This is a genomic window from Pseudomonas sp. L7, assembly GCF_046605565.1.
Taxonomy (GTDB): Bacteria; Pseudomonadota; Gammaproteobacteria; order Pseudomonadales; family Pseudomonadaceae; genus Aquipseudomonas; species Aquipseudomonas wayambapalatensis.
In genome coordinates, this window is sequence record NZ_CP176784.1 from 139,885 (window position 1) to 157,441 (window position 17,557).

The following is a 17,557-nucleotide window of genomic DNA, read 5'->3' on the forward strand; positions in this document are numbered from 1 at the left end:
TTCAGGCCGAAACCGCCACCCCCACGGCCGCCTTGCCCAGCAGCCGCTTCATCCGCCATTCGAACGCCAGTGTCAGCGCCACCGCCGCGCACGCCAGCCCCAGCGCCAAGCCCCACCAGATACCCACCGCACCCCCGCCGAGGGTGAAGGCGAACACCCAGGCGCAGGGTGCGCCCACCAGCCAATAGCACAGCAGGCCGATCACGAACGTGGTCTTGGCGTCCTTCAGGCCGCGGATCGAGCCCATGGCGATGGTCTGCGTGCCGTCGAACAGCTCGAACCAGGCGGCCACCATCACCAACTGCACGGCGAGCGCGAAGATGGCGGCGAACGCCGGGTCATTGCGGTCGACCAGCAGCCCCACGAAGGTTTCCGGAAACAGCCAGAACAGCACCGCGAAGGCGAACATCACTACCGCGCCCAGGCCGATTCCGATGCGCCCGGCGCTGCGCGCGGCCAGCAGGTTGCCTGCACCGTAGTACAGCCCGACCCGCATGGTCACCGCGTAGGACAGCCCGGTCGGCACCATGAACGCCGCGGAAATGATCGGCAGGGCGATCTGGTGCGCGGCCAGCTCGGTATCGCCCAGTACACCCATGCACAGGGCGGCGAAGGCGAACAGGCCGACCTCGACGATGTAAGTGCCGCCGATCGGCAGGCCCAGCCGCCACAGCTCGCGCAGTGCATCGAGCGAGGGGCGTGACAGGCCCTTGCGCAGCGGATAGGCGTCGTATGCGCGGTGCCAGTGGATGTACAGCGCCAGGGCGATGGCCATGCCCAGCGACACCACGGCAGTGACCAGGCCGATGCCCATCAGGCCCAGCTTGGGCAGGCCGAACATGCCTTCGATCAACGCGTGGTTGAACAGGTAGTTGAGCACCGTGCCCACCAGGCTGATGATCATCACCGGGGTCGAATGGCCCAGGGCACTGGTAAAGCCGCGCAGGGCCATGAAGGTCAGGTAGCCGGGCAGCGCCAGGGGCAGCAGGGTGAGGAACTGCATGGCCATATCGACGTTGTCCGGGCGTTGGCCGAACAGCAGCAACACAGGTTTGAGGTTCCACAACACCAGGGCCGCGCCCAGCGCCAGGCCCCAGGCCAGCCACAGGCCGTTCTGCGCCAGGCGCGTGGCCCCGGCGATGTCACCTGCGCCCTTGCGGAAGGCCACCAGGGTGCCGACCGCAGCGATCACGCCCAGGCAGAAGATCGACACGAACGAGTAGCTCGCCGCACCCAGGCCGCCCCCTGCCAGCGCCTGTGGGCTGATGCGCGCCATCATCAGGGTGTCGGTGAGCACCATCAGCATGTGCGCCAATTGCGAGGCGACCAGGGGCCCGGCCAGGCGCAGCAGAGCCTTGAGTTCGGTGGTGGGCGCGACATGCATGGGGCGAAGTCCTTGAGTATGAGTCCTACAGCGAGAATTGGGGATTCTGAGGCTTCGGTCAGCATTCCACAAAAGGATAAAAGCGATCGTTGGCATGAGTTCAACTCATGGATGTATGATTTCGATGATTCGCCTCATGCCCACGTATGACAGGTGTCCCATGTCCCGTCAGCTACCACCGCTGTATGCCCTGCGCGCATTTGAAGCGGCCGCGCGGCTGAGCTCCTTCACCCGCGCCGGGGAGGAGTTGTCCATCACCCAGAGCGCGGTCAGCCGCCATATCCGCACCCTCGAAGAGCACTTTGCCTGCCGGCTGTTCGTGCGCAACGGCCGCAACCTGCAGCCCACCGAGGCGGCGCGGATGCTGCTGCCTGGCGTGCGCGACGGTTTCGCGGCACTGGAGCGGGCCTGCAATACCTTGCGCGGTGAGGACGACATCCTGCGCATGAAAGCCCCCTCGACCCTGACCATGCGATGGCTGCTGGCGCGCCTGAGCCGTTTCCGCCACTTGCAGCCGGGCAACGATGTGCAACTGACCAGCGCCTGGATGGACGTCGACCATGTGGACTTCAATCAAGAGCCCTTCGATTGCGCGGTAATGCTCAGCGATGGCAGCTTTCCGGTGGATTGGGAGGTGCGCCGGCTGTTCGCCGAGCTGCTGATCCCGGTGGGCGCCCCGGACCTGCAGGCCGAGGCGCCCTGGGACGCGCGCAGGCTGGCCAGCGTCGAGCTGCTGCACCCGACGCCCGATCGTCGCGACTGGCGCAGTTGGCTGGCGCGCATGGGCCTGAGCGAAACGGTGTCGCTCAAGGGCGGGCAGGTGTTCGACACCCTGGAGCTGGGCATGATCGCCGCCGCCCGGGGTTATGGGGTGTCGATGGGTGACCTGCTGATGGTCGCCGAAGACGTCGCCCAGGGGCGCCTGAGCCTGCCATGGCCGACGGCGGTGGCCAGCGGCCTTGACTATTACCTGGTGTGGCCGCGCACCCGGCCGGGGGGCGAGCGACTGCGGCGCTTGAGTGCCTTCTTGCAGGAGGAAGCGGCGGCGATGGATTTGCCTGAGGTGGAGATCCTGGGAGCGTCTTGAGCGGGCCGACTCAGAACGTATTCGTTGCAAGATTTTTCATGAAATCCGCCCGCGAACCTTGAGCAAGTCGAAGTGGAAGTGAACAATGTTCGCTTTCGTATTCTCGCCGAGATCGCCCCATGATTCCCCGTTCCCGTCCGCTCGCCTGGTTGCCGGCCTTGTTGCTCGGTCCGGTGCTGGCGCTGTGCAGCACCCTGGCGCAGGCCGAAGCCCCCGCCGAGGCCACCAAGGCGTTGCACCTGCTGGACTATATCGGTGCCGACTACCCGCCGACCGTGCATGACGGCAAGGTGGTGGATGAGGGTGAATATCGCGAACAGCAGGAGTTCAGCGGGGTGCTGGCCGAGCTGGTCAAGGGCTTGCCCGCCAACCCCGAGCGCGACGCCCTCGAGCAGGGTGTGCAGGCGCTGCGCCAGGCCATCGAGCAACGCCAGGACGGTGGCGCCGTGGCGCACCAGGCTCGGCAGTTGGGTGCGCGGCTGGCGGTGGCCTATGAGGTCAGCCAGGCGCCGGTGATCACGCCGGATCCGGCTCGCGGTGCCGCGCTGTATGCGCAGAACTGCTCGATCTGCCACGGTGACAGCGGTGCCGGTGACGGCCCGGCGGGTGTCGGCCTGGAGCCTGCGCCGGCCAACCTGCGCGACGCCCAGCGCCTTGACCAGTTGAGCCTGTTCGACCTGTACAACACCCTCGGCCTGGGTATCGAGGGCACCGAGATGCCGTCATTCGCCGATCAGCTCGACGAGCGCCAGCGCTGGGACGTGGCCGCCTACATTGCCAGCTTCACCGCCGACCCGCAGGCGGCCAAGGGCGACAAGACCTGGAACATCGCCGACCTGGCCCGCCAGACCCCGGCCGAAGTCGGCGCCAATGAAGGCGCCGACGCCGTTGCTGCATTCCGTGCCCAGCGCGCCCAGCCACCGCAGGTCAAGCGTGGCCCGGCACAGCTGCTCGAATACACCTCCAGCACCCTGGACAAGAGCCTGGCGGCCTACCGCGAGGGTGATCACGACCAGGCCTACGACCTGTCGGTGGCCGCTTATCTCGAAGGTTTCGAGCTGGTGGAGAGCTCGCTCGACAACATCGACGCGCAGGTGCGCAAGGATACCGAGAGGTCGTTGATGGCCTACCGGCAGTCGCTGCAGGATGGCCTGCCTGCCGAGCAGGCCGCGCAGCGCCTGGCCGAGGCCAAGGTCAAGCTGGAGCAGGCTGCGAAACTGCTTGGCAGCGACGGCCTGAGCTGGTCGCTGAGCTACATCTCCGGGCTGCTGATCCTGCTGCGCGAGGGCCTGGAGGCGATCCTGGTGCTGGCGGCGATCCTCGCCTTCCTGCGCAATACCGGGCAGCAGTCGGCGGTACGCAGCGTCAACATCGGTTGGGGCCTGGCCCTGGTTGCAGGTTTCGCCACCTGGGCCCTGGCGGCCTACGTGATCGATGTCGGCGGCGCCCAGCGCGAGTTGCTCGAGGGCTGCACGGCGCTGTTCGCCGCGGTCATGGTGCTGTGGCTGGGGGTGTGGATGCATGACCGGCGCCACGCCGCAGCCTGGCAGGACTACATCAAGAGCAGCCTGCTCAGTGGCGGCGGGCGCTTCGGCTTCGCCATGCTGGCGTTCTTCTCGGTGTACCGCGAGCTGTTCGAGGTGATCCTGTTCTACGAAACTCTGTGGCTGCAGGCCGGGCCTGCCGGGCACCAGGCGGTGCTGGCCGGTGGTGCCACTGCGCTGGTGTTGCTGGTGGGGTTGGCCTGGGTGATCCTGCGCGGGTCGGCGAAGCTGCCGCTGTCGCTGTTCTTCAGCATCAACGCCGCGTTGTTGTGCGCCCTGTCGGTGGTGTTCGCCGGGCACGGCGTCAAGGCACTGCAGGAAGCTGGAGTGCTGGGCACGCGGCCGGTGCCGTTCTTCGAGTTCGATTGGCTGGGGATTCACGCCGACGCCTATTCGCTGAGTGCGCAGGCGGTGGCGTTGCTGGCTATCGTGGCGCTTTACGGGCGCTCGCGGATTGCCGAGAAGCGCAGGGTAGCAGCGAACTGAGGTCGGGGCTGGCACACTATCTCTTTTCGAATTACGGAAACATCGTCATGCGCATATGGATCGACGCCGACGCCTGCCCCAAGGCGGCCAAGGACCTGATCGTCAAGTTCGCCCTCAAGCGCAAGCTGGAAGTGGTGATGGTGGCCGGCCAGGCCGTGGCCAAGCCGGCCTTCGCGATCGTGCGGCTGATCGTGGTGCCCAGCGGCATGGATGCCGCCGACGACTACCTGGTGGAGCATGCCGAGCCCGGCGAGCTGGTGATCTGCAGCGATGTGCCGCTGGCCGATCGCCTGATCAAGAAGGGTGTGGCGGCGCTGGACCCGCGTGGTCGCGAGTTCGACGAGCGCAACATGGGCGATCGTCTGGCGGTGCGCAACCTGTTCACCGAGTTGCGTGAACAGGGGCAGGTCGGCGGCGGGCAGGCGCCCTATGGCGAGCGGGAGAAGCAGGCGTTTGCCAATTCGCTGGATCGGATCCTCACGCGGTTGACGCGTTGACCTTTTCGCGGCCTTGCCCGCGAAAAGGCTCGCCCTGATGCGTTTCAGTCCTTCTCGTGAGTCAGCTCCAGCACCCGGTCCACCAGTTTGTAGATCCCACCCGCCGCTTCGCTGATCGACTTGGCCAGCATGTAGGCCGGGGTGGTCACCAGCTTGCGCTGGGTGTCTTCGACGATGTCATGTACATCGCACTCTTCATGGGTGCCGCCCATCTTCACCACGGCTGCGCTGGTGCCGGCATCGTTGCCGATGGTGCAGACCACGCCCGGGCCGTAGATCTTCGCGGCCAACGCCGGCGAGATGCAGATCAGGCCGACCGGCTTGCACGCCGCCGCGAAAGCCTCGGCCAGCGCCAGCACATCGGGGTTCACGCTGCAGTTGGCGCCTTCGACGGCGAAGTTGGACAGGTTCTTGGCTGCGCCGAAACCGCCGGGCACGATCAGCGCGTCGAAGTCCTCGGCCTTGGCTTCGCGAATGTCCTTCACTTCACCGCGGGCGATGCGCGCCGACTCCACCAGCACATTGCGCGACTCGGGCATTTCTTCGCCGGTCAGGTGGTCGATCACGTGCATCTGCGCGATGTTCGGCGCGAAACACTGCACCTGGGCGCCGCGCTGGTCGAGGCGCAGCAGGGTGATCACGCTTTCGTGGATTTCGGCGCCGTCATAGACGCCACAGCCGGAAAGAATCACCGCTACCTTTTTCGTCATGCTCATTACTCCAGTGTCGAGGCGCTAAATGTCCTCTAGTTTGGCAGATGTGGCCATAGGGGTTGTGCCCGACGCGGCCTAGGCTCTGTATGAAAAGCCTTGATACTCGGTGATGCTGCGTTGAAAACAGCCTCGGAATGCTCATTTACAACCCGTAAACTCCGCTTCCTCGGCTGTTTTCGCCTTGCCTGACCTTCGTCTCAAGACTTTTCAGACAGACCCTAATCTCTGTGGATAACGCTTGGGATCGTCACCATGGACCTGATTCTGCTGGCCGTGCCGTTCTTCTTCGTGCTGATTGCTGTGGAGCTGGTCGCCGACCGGCTGCGCGGGCAGCGCAACTATCGTCTGGCCGATTCGATCAACAGCCTGAGCACCGGGGTGCTGTCGACCAGCACGGGGCTGCTGACCAAGGGCGTGGGGCTTGTCAGCTACGCGTTGGTCTGGGAGCACCTGGCCCTGCTGCGCCTGCCGGACAGTGCGGTTTGGGTCTGGCTGCTGGCGTTCGTGCTCTACGACTTCTGCTATTACTGGCTGCACCGCCTGGGTCATGAGCGCAACGTGCTGTGGGCGGCGCATTCGGTGCATCACCAGAGCGAGGAGTACAACCTCACCACCGCCCTGCGCCAGACCAGCAGCGGCTTTCTCTTCTCGTGGATCTTCTACCTGCCGCTGGCCGTGGTTGGCGTACCGCCGCTGGTGTTCGTCACCGTGGCATCGCTGAACCTGCTGTACCAGTTCTGGGTGCATACCCGCCACGTGCCCAAGCTGGGCTGGCTCGAGTGGGTGCTGATCACGCCGTCCAACCATCGCGTCCACCATGCGCAGAATCCTTTGTACTTGGATCGCAACTACGGCGGCGTGTTCATTCTCTGGGATCGCCTGTTCGGCACTTTCCAGGAGGAAGACCCGCGCGAGCCCGTGGTGTTCGGCGTGACCACGCCGCTGGCGAGCTGGAACCCGTTGTGGGCCAACCTGCAGTTCTATGCCCAGCTCTGGCGCGATGCGCGGCGCACTCGCAGTCTGTGGGACAAGCTGCGGACCTGGTTCATGCCCACCGGTTGGCGACCGGCGGATGTGGCGCTGGGTTATCCACAGGCCAAGGCCGATCTGGCGCAGTTTCGCAAGTTCGAGATACCGCTGGGCCGGGCCCAGCAGCTGTACGTGGCGCTGCAGTTCGCCGTGTATGCGGGCTTGGGCAGTTACCTGATGGAGGTGGCCGACCGCGTGCCGCCAGTGGCGCTGGTGCTGGGCTGGACACTGATGGCGTTTGGCTTGTTCGTGCTTGGGATGGCGCTGGAGAACCGGCCTCGGGCCGCGCGCCTTGAGCTGCTGCGGCTGGTGTCCAACGGCCCGGCGCTTTACCTGGGCGGGGCGCTGGGCCTAGGGACGGTTACGCCCTTGGCCTGGCTTCTGCTCGGGCTCTACAGCCTGCTCAGCCTGTGGGGATTGGCCTTCTGCCGCCGCCTTGCGCTCCGCACGCAGGTTGCGGAAACGTCGGCGCAGCCAGAGCAGTCCGCCCAGCACCAGCAGGCCACCGAGCACCCATAGCTCGTATTTCTTCACGTTGCCCAGCAGGCCTTCGAGGATGGCGCCGAAGTGATAGGCCGCCGCGCCCAGGGCCAGGGCCCAGATTGCCGCGCCGATGCCGTTGAGCAGCAGGTAGCGCCGCGGAGGATAGCCGGACAGGCCGATGGCCACCGGCATCACGGTGCGCAGCCCATAGACGAAACGGAAGCTCAGCACCCAGATGTCGGGATGGCGGCGGATATGCTCCAGCGCGCGGTCGCCCATCGCCTGCCAGCGCGGTTTGCGCGCAAGGATCTTGCGCCCGTGGCGACGGCCCATGAAATACCAGAGCTGGTCACCGGCATAGCTGCCGAAGAACGCCACCACCACGACCAGGCTAATGTCCATGTATCCACGGAACGCGAGGAATCCTGCAAGTACCAGGATGGTCTCGCCTTCGAAGAAGGTGCCTAGAAAGAGGGCGAAATAGCCGAAATCCTGCAGGAATTGTTGAAGCATTTTCTGAGGTGCTGGCGAAATGAACGCGCAGCCTACCCCTTCGCGCGCCTGGGGGAAAGTGTCCAAATGTGTCTCGACGTGAACATTTCCTACAAGGACAATGCCTGCGGCCACAAGTCGCAGGGTTGCCCTTCCCTGTAACCTAGGCGTCATAATGGGCGCTTATAACTGTCGCGCTAGCCCGCCTGCGCGGGCTCAGGAGTCTGCCGTGAGCTTTACCCCCGCCAACCGCCTGTTTCCTGCTACCCGCCTGCGTCGCAACCGCCGGGACGAATTCTCCCGTCGTCTGGTTCGCGAGAACACCCTGACCGTCGATGACCTGATTCTGCCGGTATTCGTGCTGGACGGCGAAAATCGCCGCGAGGAAGTGCCGTCGATGCCGGGCGTCGAGCGCCTGTCGATCGACCTGCTGCTCGAAGCCGCACAGGGTTGGGTGGAGCTGGGGATTCCGGCGCTGGCGCTGTTCCCGGTCACCCCGGTGGAGAAAAAGTCCCTCGACGGTGCCGAGGCCTGGAACCCGGACGGCATCGCCCAGCGTGCCACCCGCGCCTTGCGTGCGCGCTTCCCGGACCTGGGGGTGATCACCGACGTTGCGCTCGACCCCTTCACCACCCACGGCCAGGACGGCATCCTCGACGAAGAGGGCTACGTGCAGAACGACATCACCGTCGACGCCCTGGTGCGTCAGGCGCTGTCGCACGCCGAAGCGGGTGCCCAGGTGGTGGCACCGTCCGACATGATGGACGGTCGTCTGCAGGCGATCCGCGAAGCCCTGGAGCTGGCCGGTCACGTCAACGTGCGCATCATGGCTTACTCCGCCAAGTATGCCAGCGCCTACTACGGCCCGTTCCGCGATGCGGTCGGCTCGGCGCTGAACCTGGGCAAGGCCAACAAGGCCTCCTACCAGATGGACCCGGCCAACAGTGACGAGGCCCTGCATGAAGTGGCCACCGACCTCGCCGAAGGCGCCGACATGGTCATGGTCAAGCCGGGCATGCCGTACCTGGACATCGTTCACCGCGTCAAAACCGAATTCCGCGTGCCGACCTTCGTGTATCAGGTCAGCGGCGAATACGCCATGCACATGGCGGCCATCCAGAACGGCTGGCTCAGCGAGGCCGTGATTCTCGAATCCCTCACCGCTTTCAAACGGGCCGGCGCCGATGGCATCCTCACCTATTTCGCCGTGCGTGCCGCTCAATTGTTGAGAGGGCAGTAACGCCCTCACAGGAACGTCAGATGAATAACGAAGTGCTCACTGCTGTCGAGATCAAGGAAGCCAAGGCCCTCCCGGAGGAACTGATGCAGACCCCGCCGGACCTCCCAGCGACGCCTGCACCTGAGCCGGTGCCTGTCGTCGAGGCCGCCGCCCCGGCGCCGGCCCCGGCGATTCCGGTGCCGGGCCTGGACGACAGCAGCCTGTACATTCATCGTGAACTTTCGCAGCTGCAGTTCAACATCCGCGTGCTGGAACAGGCGCTGGATGAGTCCTACCCGCTGCTGGAGCGTCTGAAGTTCCTGCTGATCTTCTCCAGCAACCTCGACGAGTTCTTCGAGATCCGCGTCGCCGGGCTTAAGAAGCAGATCAATTTCGCCCGCGAACAGGCCGGCGCCGACGGCCTGCAGCCGCATCAGGCGCTGGCGCGGATCAGCGAGCTGGTGCACCTGGAGGTGGACCGCCAGTACGCGATCCTCAACGACGTGCTGCTGCCGGAGCTGGAGAAGCATGCGATTCGCTTCATCCGCCGCCGCCACTGGACGCCCAAGCTCAAGACCTGGGTGCGTCGCTTCTTCCGCGACGAGATCGCCCCGATCATCACCCCGATCGGCCTCGACCCGACCCACCCGTTCCCGCTGCTGGTGAACAAGAGCCTGAACTTCATCGTCGAGCTCGAGGGCGTCGATGCCTTCGGTCGCGACTCGGGCCTGGCGATCATTCCGGCGCCACGCCTGCTGCCGCGGGTGATCCGTGTGCCGGAAGAGGTTGGCGGCCCCGGCGACAACTATGTATTCCTGTCGTCGATGATCCACGCTCACGCCGACGACCTGTTCCAGGGCATGAAGGTCAAGGGCTGCTATCAGTTCCGCCTGACCCGAAACGCCGACCTGGCGCTGGACTCCGAAGAGGTCGACGACCTTGCCCGCGCCCTGCGTGGCGAGCTGTTCTCGCGCCGCTACGGCGATGCTGTGCGCCTGGAGGTTGCCGACACCTGTCCGAAGCACCTCTCCGACTACCTGCTCAAGCAGTTCAGCCTGAGCGAGAGCGAGCTTTACCAGGTCAATGGCCCGGTCAACCTGACCCGTCTGTTCAGCATCACCGGCCTGGACAGCCACCCGGAGCTGCAGTACACCCCGTTCACCCCGGCGATCCCGAAGATCCTGCAGAACGCCGACAACATTTTCAGCGTCATCAGCAAGCAGGATGTGCTGCTGATGCACCCGTTCGAATCCTTCACCCCGGTGGTCGACCTGCTGCGCCAGGCCGCCAAGGACCCGCACGTGCTCGCTGTGCGCCAGACCTTGTACCGCTCCGGGGCCAACTCGGAGATCGTCGACGCGTTGGTCGATGCGGCGCGTAACGGCAAGGAGGTCACTGCGGTGATCGAACTGCGTGCGCGTTTCGACGAAGAGTCCAACCTGCAGATGGCCAGCCGCCTGCAGGCAGCCGGCGCGGTGGTGATCTATGGCGTGGTCGGCTTCAAGACCCACGCCAAGATGATGCTGATCCTGCGCCGCGAGCAGGGCGAGATCGTCCGCTACGCGCACCTGGGTACCGGTAACTACCACGCCGGCAACGCCCGCCTGTACACCGACTACAGCCTGCTGACCTCCGATGACGCACTCACCGAGGACGTCGGCAAGCTGTTCAGCCAGCTGATCGGCATGGGCAAGACCCTGCGCATGAAGAAGCTGCTGCATGCACCCTTCACCCTCAAGAAGGGCATGCTCGACATGATCGCCCGCGAGACGCAGTTCGCGCTCGACGGCAAGCCGGCGCACATCATCGCCAAGTTCAACTCGCTGACCGATGCCAAGGTCATCAAGGCCCTGTACAAGGCGAGCCAGTCGGGCGTGCGCATCGACCTGGTGGTGCGTGGCATGTGCTGCCTGCGCCCGGGCATCCCGGGGGTGTCGCACAACATCAATGTGCGCTCGATCATCGGCCGTTTCCTCGAGCACACGCGGGTGTTCTACTTCCTCAACGGCGGCGAGGAGCAGATCTACCTGTCCAGCGCCGACTGGATGGAGCGCAACCTCGACAAGCGTGTCGAGACCTGCTTCCCGGTAGAGGGCAAGAAGTTGCTGCTGCGGGTGAAGAAGGAGCTCGAAGGCTACCTGACCGACAATACCCAGGCCTGGACCTTGCAGCCTGATGGTCGTTATGTGCGCAGCACGCCGACCGGCAACCAGAACCCGCGCAGCGCCCAGGCGACCCTGCTGGAGCGCCTGAGCAACCCGGTGCTGAACGTACGGTAGTCAGATTGCTGGGGCTGCAAAACAGCCCCAGCACACTCAAACCTTCAACGCACGCTCAGCACGAACCCGACCCGCGCCAGCCACTCAGCCTCGTTGGCGAAGTCGGCCTGGGTCAGCTGGTTCTGCTCCAGCCAGCCTTCAGGGAACACCACTTCCAGACTGTCGTCGGCAGCCTTGAGCTCGACCTTGGGCATTTGCTGGGTGCCGCGGATGTGGTGGAAGAGGATGGCGAAGCGCAGCAGCACGCACAGGCGGATCAGCTTGACGCCTTCGTCGCCGAACTCGGCGAACTTGTCCTTGGGGATGTTGCGGCGATGGCCGCGTACCAGCAGGGCCAGCATCTGCTGGTCCTCGCGGGAGAAGCCCGACAGGTCGGAGTGCTCGATCAGGTAGGCGCCGTGCTTGTGGTAGTGGTAGTGGGCGATGTCCAGCCCGACCTCATGCACCTTCGCCGCCCAGCCCAGCAGGTCGCGCCAGTTGCCGTTTTCCAGATCCCACGCCTTGGCCACCTGGTCGAAGGCGTGCAGCGCCTTGCGCTCCACCCGTGCGGCCTGGCCCTGGTCGACGTGATAGCGCTCCATCAGCGAGTTCAGCGTGCGCTCACGCACGTCCTCGTGATGATGGCGGCCGAGCAGGTCGAACAGCACGCCTTCACGCAGGGCGCCGTCACAGTGGTCCATGCGCTGCAGTTCGAGGGCGTCGAAGATCGCCTCGAGAATCGCCAGCCCTGCAGGGAAGATGGTGCGCCGGTCCGGTTTGACGCCGTCGAAGTCGATCTTGTCGACTTCGCCCAGCTTGAACAGCTTGCGCTTGAGCACGGCCAGGCCTTCGGCGTTGACTTCGCCGTTGCCATGGCCGTTGGCTTTGATCGCGGCGCCGATGGCGCGGATGGTGCCCGACGAGCCGATGGCCTCGTCCCAGGTCAGGCGGTGCAGGGCGTTCTCGATGCTCATCAGCTCAAGGCGTGCGGCGGTGTAGGCCTGGGCGTAGCGTGCCGGGGTGATCTTGCCGTCGCGGAAATAGCGCTGGGTGAAGCTTACGCAGCCCATCTGCAGGCTCTCGCGCAGCAGTGGCTCGAAGCGTTGACCGATGATGAACTCGGTGCTGCCGCCGCCGATATCGGCGACCAGGCGTTTGCCGGGCGTGTCGGCGAGGGTGTGCGACACACCCAGGTAGATCAGGCGCGCCTCTTCACGGCCTGAAATGACCTCGACCGGATGGCCGAGGATGGCTTCGGCACGCAGGATGAAGTCATTGCGGTTGCGCGCTTCACGCAGGGCGTTGGTGCCGACGATGCGCACTGCGCCGGCCGGCATGCCGTTGATCAGCTGGGCGAAACGCTTGAGGCATTCGAGGCCCCGCTGCATGGCTTCTTCGCTGAGCTGGCGGTCTTCGTTGATGCCCGCAGCCAGTTGAACCTTCTCCCCCAGCCGTTCGAGAATGCGGATCTCGGTATGGTGGGCCTTGGCCACGACCATGTGGAAGCTGTTGGAGCCAAGGTCGATGGCGGCGATCAGAGACAGGTTCTTCGCGGTGGTTTGCGGCATGATCTGGATGTTCTCGGTCGATAACCCGGCAATCCTGCCATGATCGCGGGCATACGCCAACGCGCGACATGGCGAGGATTGATGCAGGGCAATGTGCGGGTGGCCTTGATGACTGATCAACAAAGGCCTCGGACAAATCCTATGACGCTTGTATGACGGTTTCGATTCGTGGCGTCTTGCACAACTATAGTTACACTCAATCGGCCGTGGCTTCCTGTAGGGCGTGGGTGCGGCTATGATGGGCAACGTTTTTTATGCTTACGACCTGGAGAACTCCATGAGCAGCGATCTGATCAAACACGTCACCGACGCCACCTTCGAAGCCGAAGTGCTGCAGGCTCAAGGCCCGGTGCTGGTCGACTACTGGGCTGAATGGTGCGGTCCATGCAAGATGATCGCTCCGGTCCTGGACGACATCGCCTCCACCTACGAAGGCAAGCTGACCGTCGCCAAGCTGAACATCGACGATAACCAGGAAACCCCGGCCAAGCACGGCGTGCGCGGCATCCCGACGCTGATGCTGTTCAAGAACGGCAACGTCGAGGCCACCAAGGTCGGCGCGCTGTCCAAGTCCCAGCTGGCTGCGTTCCTCGACGCCCACCTGTGATGTGAAAAAGCCCCGCGAATGCGGGGCTTTTTTTGCCCCTGAGGCTCGATTTCCCCTGTCAAAACCACTAGACGTCGAAAAAAGCAAGTGTTACATTCGGCCTCGCACTGCTTCTCCAGTGCCCTCTGCACGCCGTCGCGACGCACTCCCAATTCGAATCAGTACGCGATCCTGTCGCCAATCTAGCGGCGCGACCTCATTAAGCCAGAAGCTTAATTCCCCCCTTCTTACATGATTACGTCACTCCCCTTATGAACCTGACAGAACTCAAGCAAAAGCCGATTACCGATCTGCTGGAAATGGCCGAACAGATGGGCATCGAAAACATGGCCCGTTCGCGCAAGCAGGACGTGATTTTCGCCCTGTTGAAAAAACACGCGAAGAGCGGCGAAGAGATCTCGGGTGACGGCGTGCTGGAGATTCTCCAGGATGGATTCGGTTTCCTGCGTTCGGCAGATGCCTCGTATCTGGCCGGCCCTGACGATATCTACGTCTCGCCCAGCCAGATCCGCCGCTTCAACCTGCGCACCGGCGACACCATCGTCGGCAAGATCCGCCCGCCGAAGGAAGGGGAGCGTTACTTCGCCCTGCTGAAGGTCGATACCATCAACTTCGACCGTCCGGAAAACGCGAAGAACAAGATCCTGTTCGAAAACCTGACGCCGCTGTTCCCGAACCATCGCCTGAAGATGGAAGCCGGTAACGGTTCCACCGAAGACCTCACCGGCCGTGTCATCGACCTGTGCGCGCCTATCGGCAAAGGCCAGCGCGGCCTGATCGTCGCTCCGCCGAAAGCGGGCAAGACCATCATGCTGCAGAACATTGCGGCCAACATCACCCGTAACAACCCCGAGTGCCACCTGATCGTCCTGCTGATCGACGAGCGCCCGGAAGAAGTGACCGAGATGCAGCGCACCGTGCGCGGCGAAGTGGTCGCCTCGACCTTCGACGAGCCGCCGACCCGCCACGTGCAGGTTGCCGAAATGGTGATCGAAAAGGCCAAGCGCCTGGTCGAGCACAAGAAGGACGTGGTCATCCTGCTCGACTCCATCACCCGTCTGGCGCGTGCCTACAACACCGTGATCCCGAGCTCCGGCAAGGTCCTGACCGGTGGTGTCGACGCCCACGCCCTGGAAAAGCCCAAGCGTTTCTTCGGTGCTGCCCGTAACATCGAGGAAGGCGGCTCGCTGACCATCATCGCCACCGCGCTGGTCGAGACCGGCTCGAAGATGGACGAGGTCATCTACGAAGAGTTCAAGGGTACCGGCAACATGGAGCTGCCGCTGGACCGCCGCATCGCCGAGAAGCGTGTGTTCCCGGCCATCAACATCAACAAGTCCGGCACCCGTCGCGAAGAGCTGCTGACTGCCGACGACGAGCTGCAGCGCATGTGGATCCTGCGCAAGCTGCTGCACCCGATGGATGAAGTGGCGGCCATCGAGTTCCTCATCGACAAGCTCAAGCAGACCAAGACCAACGATGAGTTCTTCCTGTCGATGAAGCGCAAGTAAGCGCAACTTTCAGGAAGCATTTGGGGCCGCTTCGCGCCCCTTCGCGGGCAAGCCCGCTCCCACAGATATCGCACAGATCCTGTAGGAGCGGGCTTGCCCGCGAAGGGGCGCGAAGCGGCCCCAACTCATTGATACGCGCCAGTAAAGAGCGCATTGCACTCTGCCATTTGGCTATCAAAGCCCGATCGGCGCTACACTCTGCACCCCGACCGATACAGCCAACACGAGGCTCACGCATGCAGTATCGCGATTTGCGCGACTTTATCCGTGGCCTGGAGCAGCGCGGTGAACTCAAGCGCATCCAGGTTCCTATCTCGCCCGTCCTGGAAATGACCGAAGTCTGCGACCGCACCCTGCGGGCCAAGGGCCCGGCGCTGCTGTTCGAAAAACCCACGGGTTTCGACATTCCGGTACTGGGCAACCTGTTCGGTACTCCCGAGCGTGTGGCCATGGGCATGGGGGCCGAGTCGGTCGGCGAACTGCGTGAAATCGGCAAGTTGCTGGCCTTCCTCAAGGAGCCCGAGCCGCCGAAGGGCCTGAAGGATGCCTGGTCGAAACTGCCGATCTTCAAGAAGGTCGTGTCAATGGCACCCAAGGTGGTCAAGGATGCGGTGTGCCAGGAGGTGGTGGTCGAGGGTGACGATGTCGACCTTTCGCAATTGCCGATCCAGCACTGCTGGCCAGGTGACGTGGCGCCACTGATTACCTGGGGCCTGACGGTCACCCGTGGTCCGAACAAGGATCGCCAGAACCTGGGCATCTATCGCCAGCAGGTCATCGGCCGCAACAAGGTCATCATGCGCTGGCTGAGCCATCGTGGCGGCGCGCTGGATTACCGCGAATGGTGCGAGAAGCACCCGGGCCAGCCGTTCCCGGTGGCCGTCGCGCTGGGTGCAGACCCGGCCACCATCCTTGGCGCCGTGACGCCGGTGCCCGACACCCTCTCCGAGTACGCTTTCGCAGGGCTTCTGCGCGGCAACCGCACCGAGCTGGTCAAGTGCCGCGGCAGCGACCTGCAGGTGCCGGCCACCGCCGAAATCATCCTCGAAGGTGTGATCCATCCGGGTGAAATGGCCCCGGAAGGCCCTTACGGCGACCACACTGGCTACTACAACGAGGTGGACAGCTTTCCGGTGTTCACCATCGAACGCATCACCCATCGGCAAAAGCCGATCTACCACAGCACTTACACCGGCCGGCCGCCAGATGAGCCGGCGATCCTCGGCGTGGCGCTGAACGAAGTGTTCGTGCCGATCCTGCAGAAGCAGTTCCCCGAGATCGTCGACTTCTACCTGCCACCGGAAGGCTGTTCCTACCGCATGGCGGTGGTGACCATGAAAAAGCAATATCCGGGGCACGCCAAGCGCGTGATGCTGGGTGTGTGGTCGTTCCTGCGACAGTTCATGTACACCAAGTTCGTTATCGTCACCGACGACGACGTCAACGCCCGCGACTGGAACGACGTGATCTGGGCCATCACCACGCGCATGGATCCCAAGCGTGATACGGTGATGATCGACAACACGCCGATCGACTACCTCGACTTCGCGTCGCCGGTATCGGGCCTGGGGTCGAAGATGGGCCTGGACGCCACGCACAAGTGGCCGGGCGAGACTACACGCGAATGGGGCCGGGTCATCGTCAAGGACGAGGCCGTTACCCGCCGTATCGATGAGCTGTGGGACCAGTTGGGAATAGATTGATGCAGGTGACCTTGCAGCCGTCCGGCGCGGTGCTGTCCATCGAGCCGGGCGAGAGGATTCTGGATGCCGCGCGGCGCCTGGGCTACGAGTGCCCGAGCAGCTGTCGCAACGGCAATTGCCATGTGTGTGCGGCGTTGCTGGTGGAGGGGCGGGTGCGGCAGGACGGTGAGGTCCGCGATCACGGCGAACTGTTCACCTGCATCGCCGAACCGCTGGAAGACTGCGTGCTGCTGTGGGATGGCGTGCTGGCCCTGGGCGAGTTGCCCGTGCGCAAGCTGGCCTGCACCGTCAGCGAGTGCGTCGAGGTCGGCGGGGATGTCTGGCGCGTGCGTCTGCGCGCGCCCGCCGGCAAGCCGCCGCGCTACCACGCCGGGCAATACCTGATGATCGAGCGTGAGGGCGCCGACAAGGCAGCCTTTTCGCTGGCGTCTGCCCCGCATTCGGGCCGTGATCTCGAGCTGCATGTGCTGGCCCGCGAAAGCAGCGCGGTAAAGCTGATCGAGCAGTTGCAGCGCAACGGTATGGCCCGCATCGAGCTACCATTCGGTGACGCACACCTGGCCGAGCTGCCGGACGGGCCGCTGGTGCTGATTGCTGCCGGGACCGGCATGGGCCAGATGCACAGCCTGGTCGAGCATTGCCGCGCCAACGGCTTCAAGCATCCGGTGCACCTGTACTGGGGTGTGCGTCGGCCCGAGGAGTTCTACACCCTCGAGCACTGGGCCGAATGGGAGCGTCTGCCCAACCTGTTCCTGCACAAGGTGGTCAGCGACCTGTGTGGCTGGGAGGGGCGTTGCGGCCTTTTGCACGAGGCAGTGTGCGAGGATATCGCCGACCTGAACAGTGTGCATGTCTATGCCAGCGGTTCACCGAACATGGTCTATGGCACGCTCGATGCGCTGGTCGAGGCGGGCATGGATGCACACCGCATGCGCGCCGACGTGTTTGCCTACGCTCCACGCGGCTGAGTAACTAG

At 64.2% G+C, this 17,557-nt stretch carries 13 protein-coding genes and 1 pseudogene; 10 read left to right on the forward strand and 4 right to left on the reverse strand.

The window, feature by feature from the left end; translation table 11 throughout:
- Position 1 precedes the first annotated feature (1 nt).
- A complete protein-coding gene (locus ACK3BK_RS00685) occupies positions 2 to 1,384 on the reverse strand; it encodes a NorM family multidrug efflux MATE transporter (protein ID WP_186669892.1) in 1,383 nt (460 codons plus the stop codon).
- A gap of 160 nt (positions 1,385 to 1,544) precedes the next feature.
- On the opposite strand from ACK3BK_RS00685, the gene ACK3BK_RS00690 reads away from it, so the two are divergent.
- The 3 genes from ACK3BK_RS00690 to ACK3BK_RS00700 all read left to right on the forward strand — a co-directional run bounded on the left by ACK3BK_RS00690 (position 1,545) and on the right by ACK3BK_RS00700 (position 4,998).
- Positions 1,545 to 2,471 carry a LysR substrate-binding domain-containing protein gene (locus ACK3BK_RS00690; protein ID WP_411383569.1) on the forward strand — a complete coding sequence of 309 codons (927 nt, stop codon included), beginning with the start codon at positions 1,545 to 1,547 and terminating at the stop codon, positions 2,469 to 2,471.
- A gap of 119 nt (positions 2,472 to 2,590) precedes the next feature.
- Positions 2,591 to 4,501, forward strand: a complete 1,911-nt coding sequence (locus ACK3BK_RS00695; protein WP_186669889.1) for a cytochrome c/FTR1 family iron permease — start codon at positions 2,591 to 2,593, stop codon at positions 4,499 to 4,501.
- A 47-nt stretch (positions 4,502 to 4,548) separates the two neighbouring features.
- Complete coding sequence (locus ACK3BK_RS00700) at positions 4,549 to 4,998, forward strand: YaiI/YqxD family protein (RefSeq protein ID WP_054894100.1); 450 nt, start codon at positions 4,549 to 4,551, stop codon at positions 4,996 to 4,998.
- 44 nt (positions 4,999 to 5,042) lie between these two features.
- On the opposite strand, the gene elbB is transcribed toward ACK3BK_RS00700, so the two are convergent.
- Positions 5,043 to 5,708, reverse strand: coding sequence for an isoprenoid biosynthesis glyoxalase ElbB (gene elbB, locus ACK3BK_RS00705; protein ID WP_186721040.1), 666 nt, complete (start codon positions 5,706 to 5,708; stop codon positions 5,043 to 5,045).
- Between the two features lie 255 nt (positions 5,709 to 5,963).
- Here elbB and ACK3BK_RS00710 point away from each other — a divergent pair.
- Positions 5,964 to 6,542: pseudogene (locus ACK3BK_RS00710) on the forward strand (sterol desaturase family protein); the annotation flags it as partial.
- 549 nt (positions 6,543 to 7,091) lie between these two features.
- On the opposite strand, the gene ACK3BK_RS00715 reads toward ACK3BK_RS00710, so the two are convergent.
- Complete coding sequence (locus tag ACK3BK_RS00715; protein ID WP_186669887.1) at positions 7,092 to 7,736, reverse strand: DedA family protein; 645 nt, start codon at positions 7,734 to 7,736, stop codon at positions 7,092 to 7,094.
- Positions 7,737 to 7,944: 208 nt separating this feature from the next.
- Between ACK3BK_RS00715 and hemB the strand changes: the two genes are divergently transcribed.
- The gene (hemB, locus tag ACK3BK_RS00720; RefSeq protein WP_186669886.1) at positions 7,945 to 8,955 is read left to right on the forward strand and encodes a porphobilinogen synthase; all 1,011 of its coding nucleotides are present in this window, start codon (positions 7,945 to 7,947) and stop codon (positions 8,953 to 8,955) included.
- A 20-nt stretch (positions 8,956 to 8,975) separates the two neighbouring features.
- Positions 8,976 to 11,213 (forward strand): polyphosphate kinase 1, encoded by a 2,238-nt coding sequence (ppk1, locus tag ACK3BK_RS00725; protein WP_186709971.1) that lies wholly within the window; start codon positions 8,976 to 8,978, stop codon positions 11,211 to 11,213.
- A 44-nt stretch (positions 11,214 to 11,257) separates the two neighbouring features.
- Here the strand turns inward: ppk1 and ppx are convergent, their stop codons facing one another.
- The gene (gene ppx / locus ACK3BK_RS00730) at positions 11,258 to 12,760 is read right to left on the reverse strand and encodes an exopolyphosphatase (protein ID WP_186709989.1); all 1,503 of its coding nucleotides are present in this window, start codon (positions 12,758 to 12,760) and stop codon (positions 11,258 to 11,260) included.
- Between the two features lie 277 nt (positions 12,761 to 13,037).
- Here ppx and trxA point away from each other — a divergent pair, with 277 nt between their 5' ends.
- The 4 genes from trxA (at position 13,038) to ACK3BK_RS00750 (ending at position 17,549) form a co-directional block, all read left to right on the forward strand.
- The gene (gene trxA / locus ACK3BK_RS00735) at positions 13,038 to 13,367 is read left to right on the forward strand and encodes a thioredoxin TrxA (RefSeq protein WP_009684153.1); all 330 of its coding nucleotides are present in this window, start codon (positions 13,038 to 13,040) and stop codon (positions 13,365 to 13,367) included.
- A 251-nt stretch (positions 13,368 to 13,618) separates the two neighbouring features.
- Positions 13,619 to 14,878 (forward strand): transcription termination factor Rho, encoded by a 1,260-nt coding sequence (rho, locus tag ACK3BK_RS00740; protein ID WP_039581904.1) that lies wholly within the window; start codon positions 13,619 to 13,621, stop codon positions 14,876 to 14,878.
- A 236-nt stretch (positions 14,879 to 15,114) separates the two neighbouring features.
- Positions 15,115 to 16,581: a 4-hydroxy-3-polyprenylbenzoate decarboxylase gene (gene ubiD, locus ACK3BK_RS00745; protein WP_186669884.1), complete on the forward strand. Its 1,467-nt coding sequence runs from the start codon at positions 15,115 to 15,117 to the stop codon at positions 16,579 to 16,581.
- On the forward strand, positions 16,581 to 17,549 hold the full coding sequence (locus tag ACK3BK_RS00750; protein WP_186669883.1) for a CDP-6-deoxy-delta-3,4-glucoseen reductase: 969 nt from the start codon (positions 16,581 to 16,583) through the stop codon (positions 17,547 to 17,549). The genes ubiD and ACK3BK_RS00750 overlap by 1 nt, the downstream gene beginning before the upstream one ends.
- Positions 17,550 to 17,557: the final 8 nt, after the last annotated feature.

Excerpts from the sequence above, each read along its gene's own strand:
- ACK3BK_RS00685 (WP_186669892.1), bottom strand. The coding sequence starts at position 1,384 with ATGCATGTCGCGCCCACCACCGAACTCAAGGCTCTGCTGCGCCTGGCC.
- ACK3BK_RS00690 (WP_411383569.1), top strand. The coding sequence starts at position 1,545 with ATGTCCCGTCAGCTACCACCGCTGTATGCCCTGCGCGCATTTGAAGCG.
- ACK3BK_RS00695 (WP_186669889.1), top strand. The coding sequence starts at position 2,591 with ATGATTCCCCGTTCCCGTCCGCTCGCCTGGTTGCCGGCCTTGTTGCTC.
- ACK3BK_RS00700 (WP_054894100.1), top strand. The coding sequence starts at position 4,549 with ATGCGCATATGGATCGACGCCGACGCCTGCCCCAAGGCGGCCAAGGAC.
- elbB (WP_186721040.1), bottom strand. The coding sequence starts at position 5,708 with ATGACGAAAAAGGTAGCGGTGATTCTTTCCGGCTGTGGCGTCTATGAC.
- ACK3BK_RS00715 (WP_186669887.1), bottom strand. The coding sequence starts at position 7,736 with ATGCTTCAACAATTCCTGCAGGATTTCGGCTATTTCGCCCTCTTTCTA.
- ppk1 (WP_186709971.1), top strand. The coding sequence starts at position 8,976 with ATGAATAACGAAGTGCTCACTGCTGTCGAGATCAAGGAAGCCAAGGCC.
- ppx (WP_186709989.1), bottom strand. The coding sequence starts at position 12,760 with ATGCCGCAAACCACCGCGAAGAACCTGTCTCTGATCGCCGCCATCGAC.
- trxA (WP_009684153.1), top strand. The coding sequence starts at position 13,038 with ATGAGCAGCGATCTGATCAAACACGTCACCGACGCCACCTTCGAAGCC.
- rho (WP_039581904.1), top strand. The coding sequence starts at position 13,619 with ATGAACCTGACAGAACTCAAGCAAAAGCCGATTACCGATCTGCTGGAA.
- ubiD (WP_186669884.1), top strand. The coding sequence starts at position 15,115 with ATGCAGTATCGCGATTTGCGCGACTTTATCCGTGGCCTGGAGCAGCGC.
- ACK3BK_RS00750 (WP_186669883.1), top strand. The coding sequence starts at position 16,581 with ATGCAGGTGACCTTGCAGCCGTCCGGCGCGGTGCTGTCCATCGAGCCG.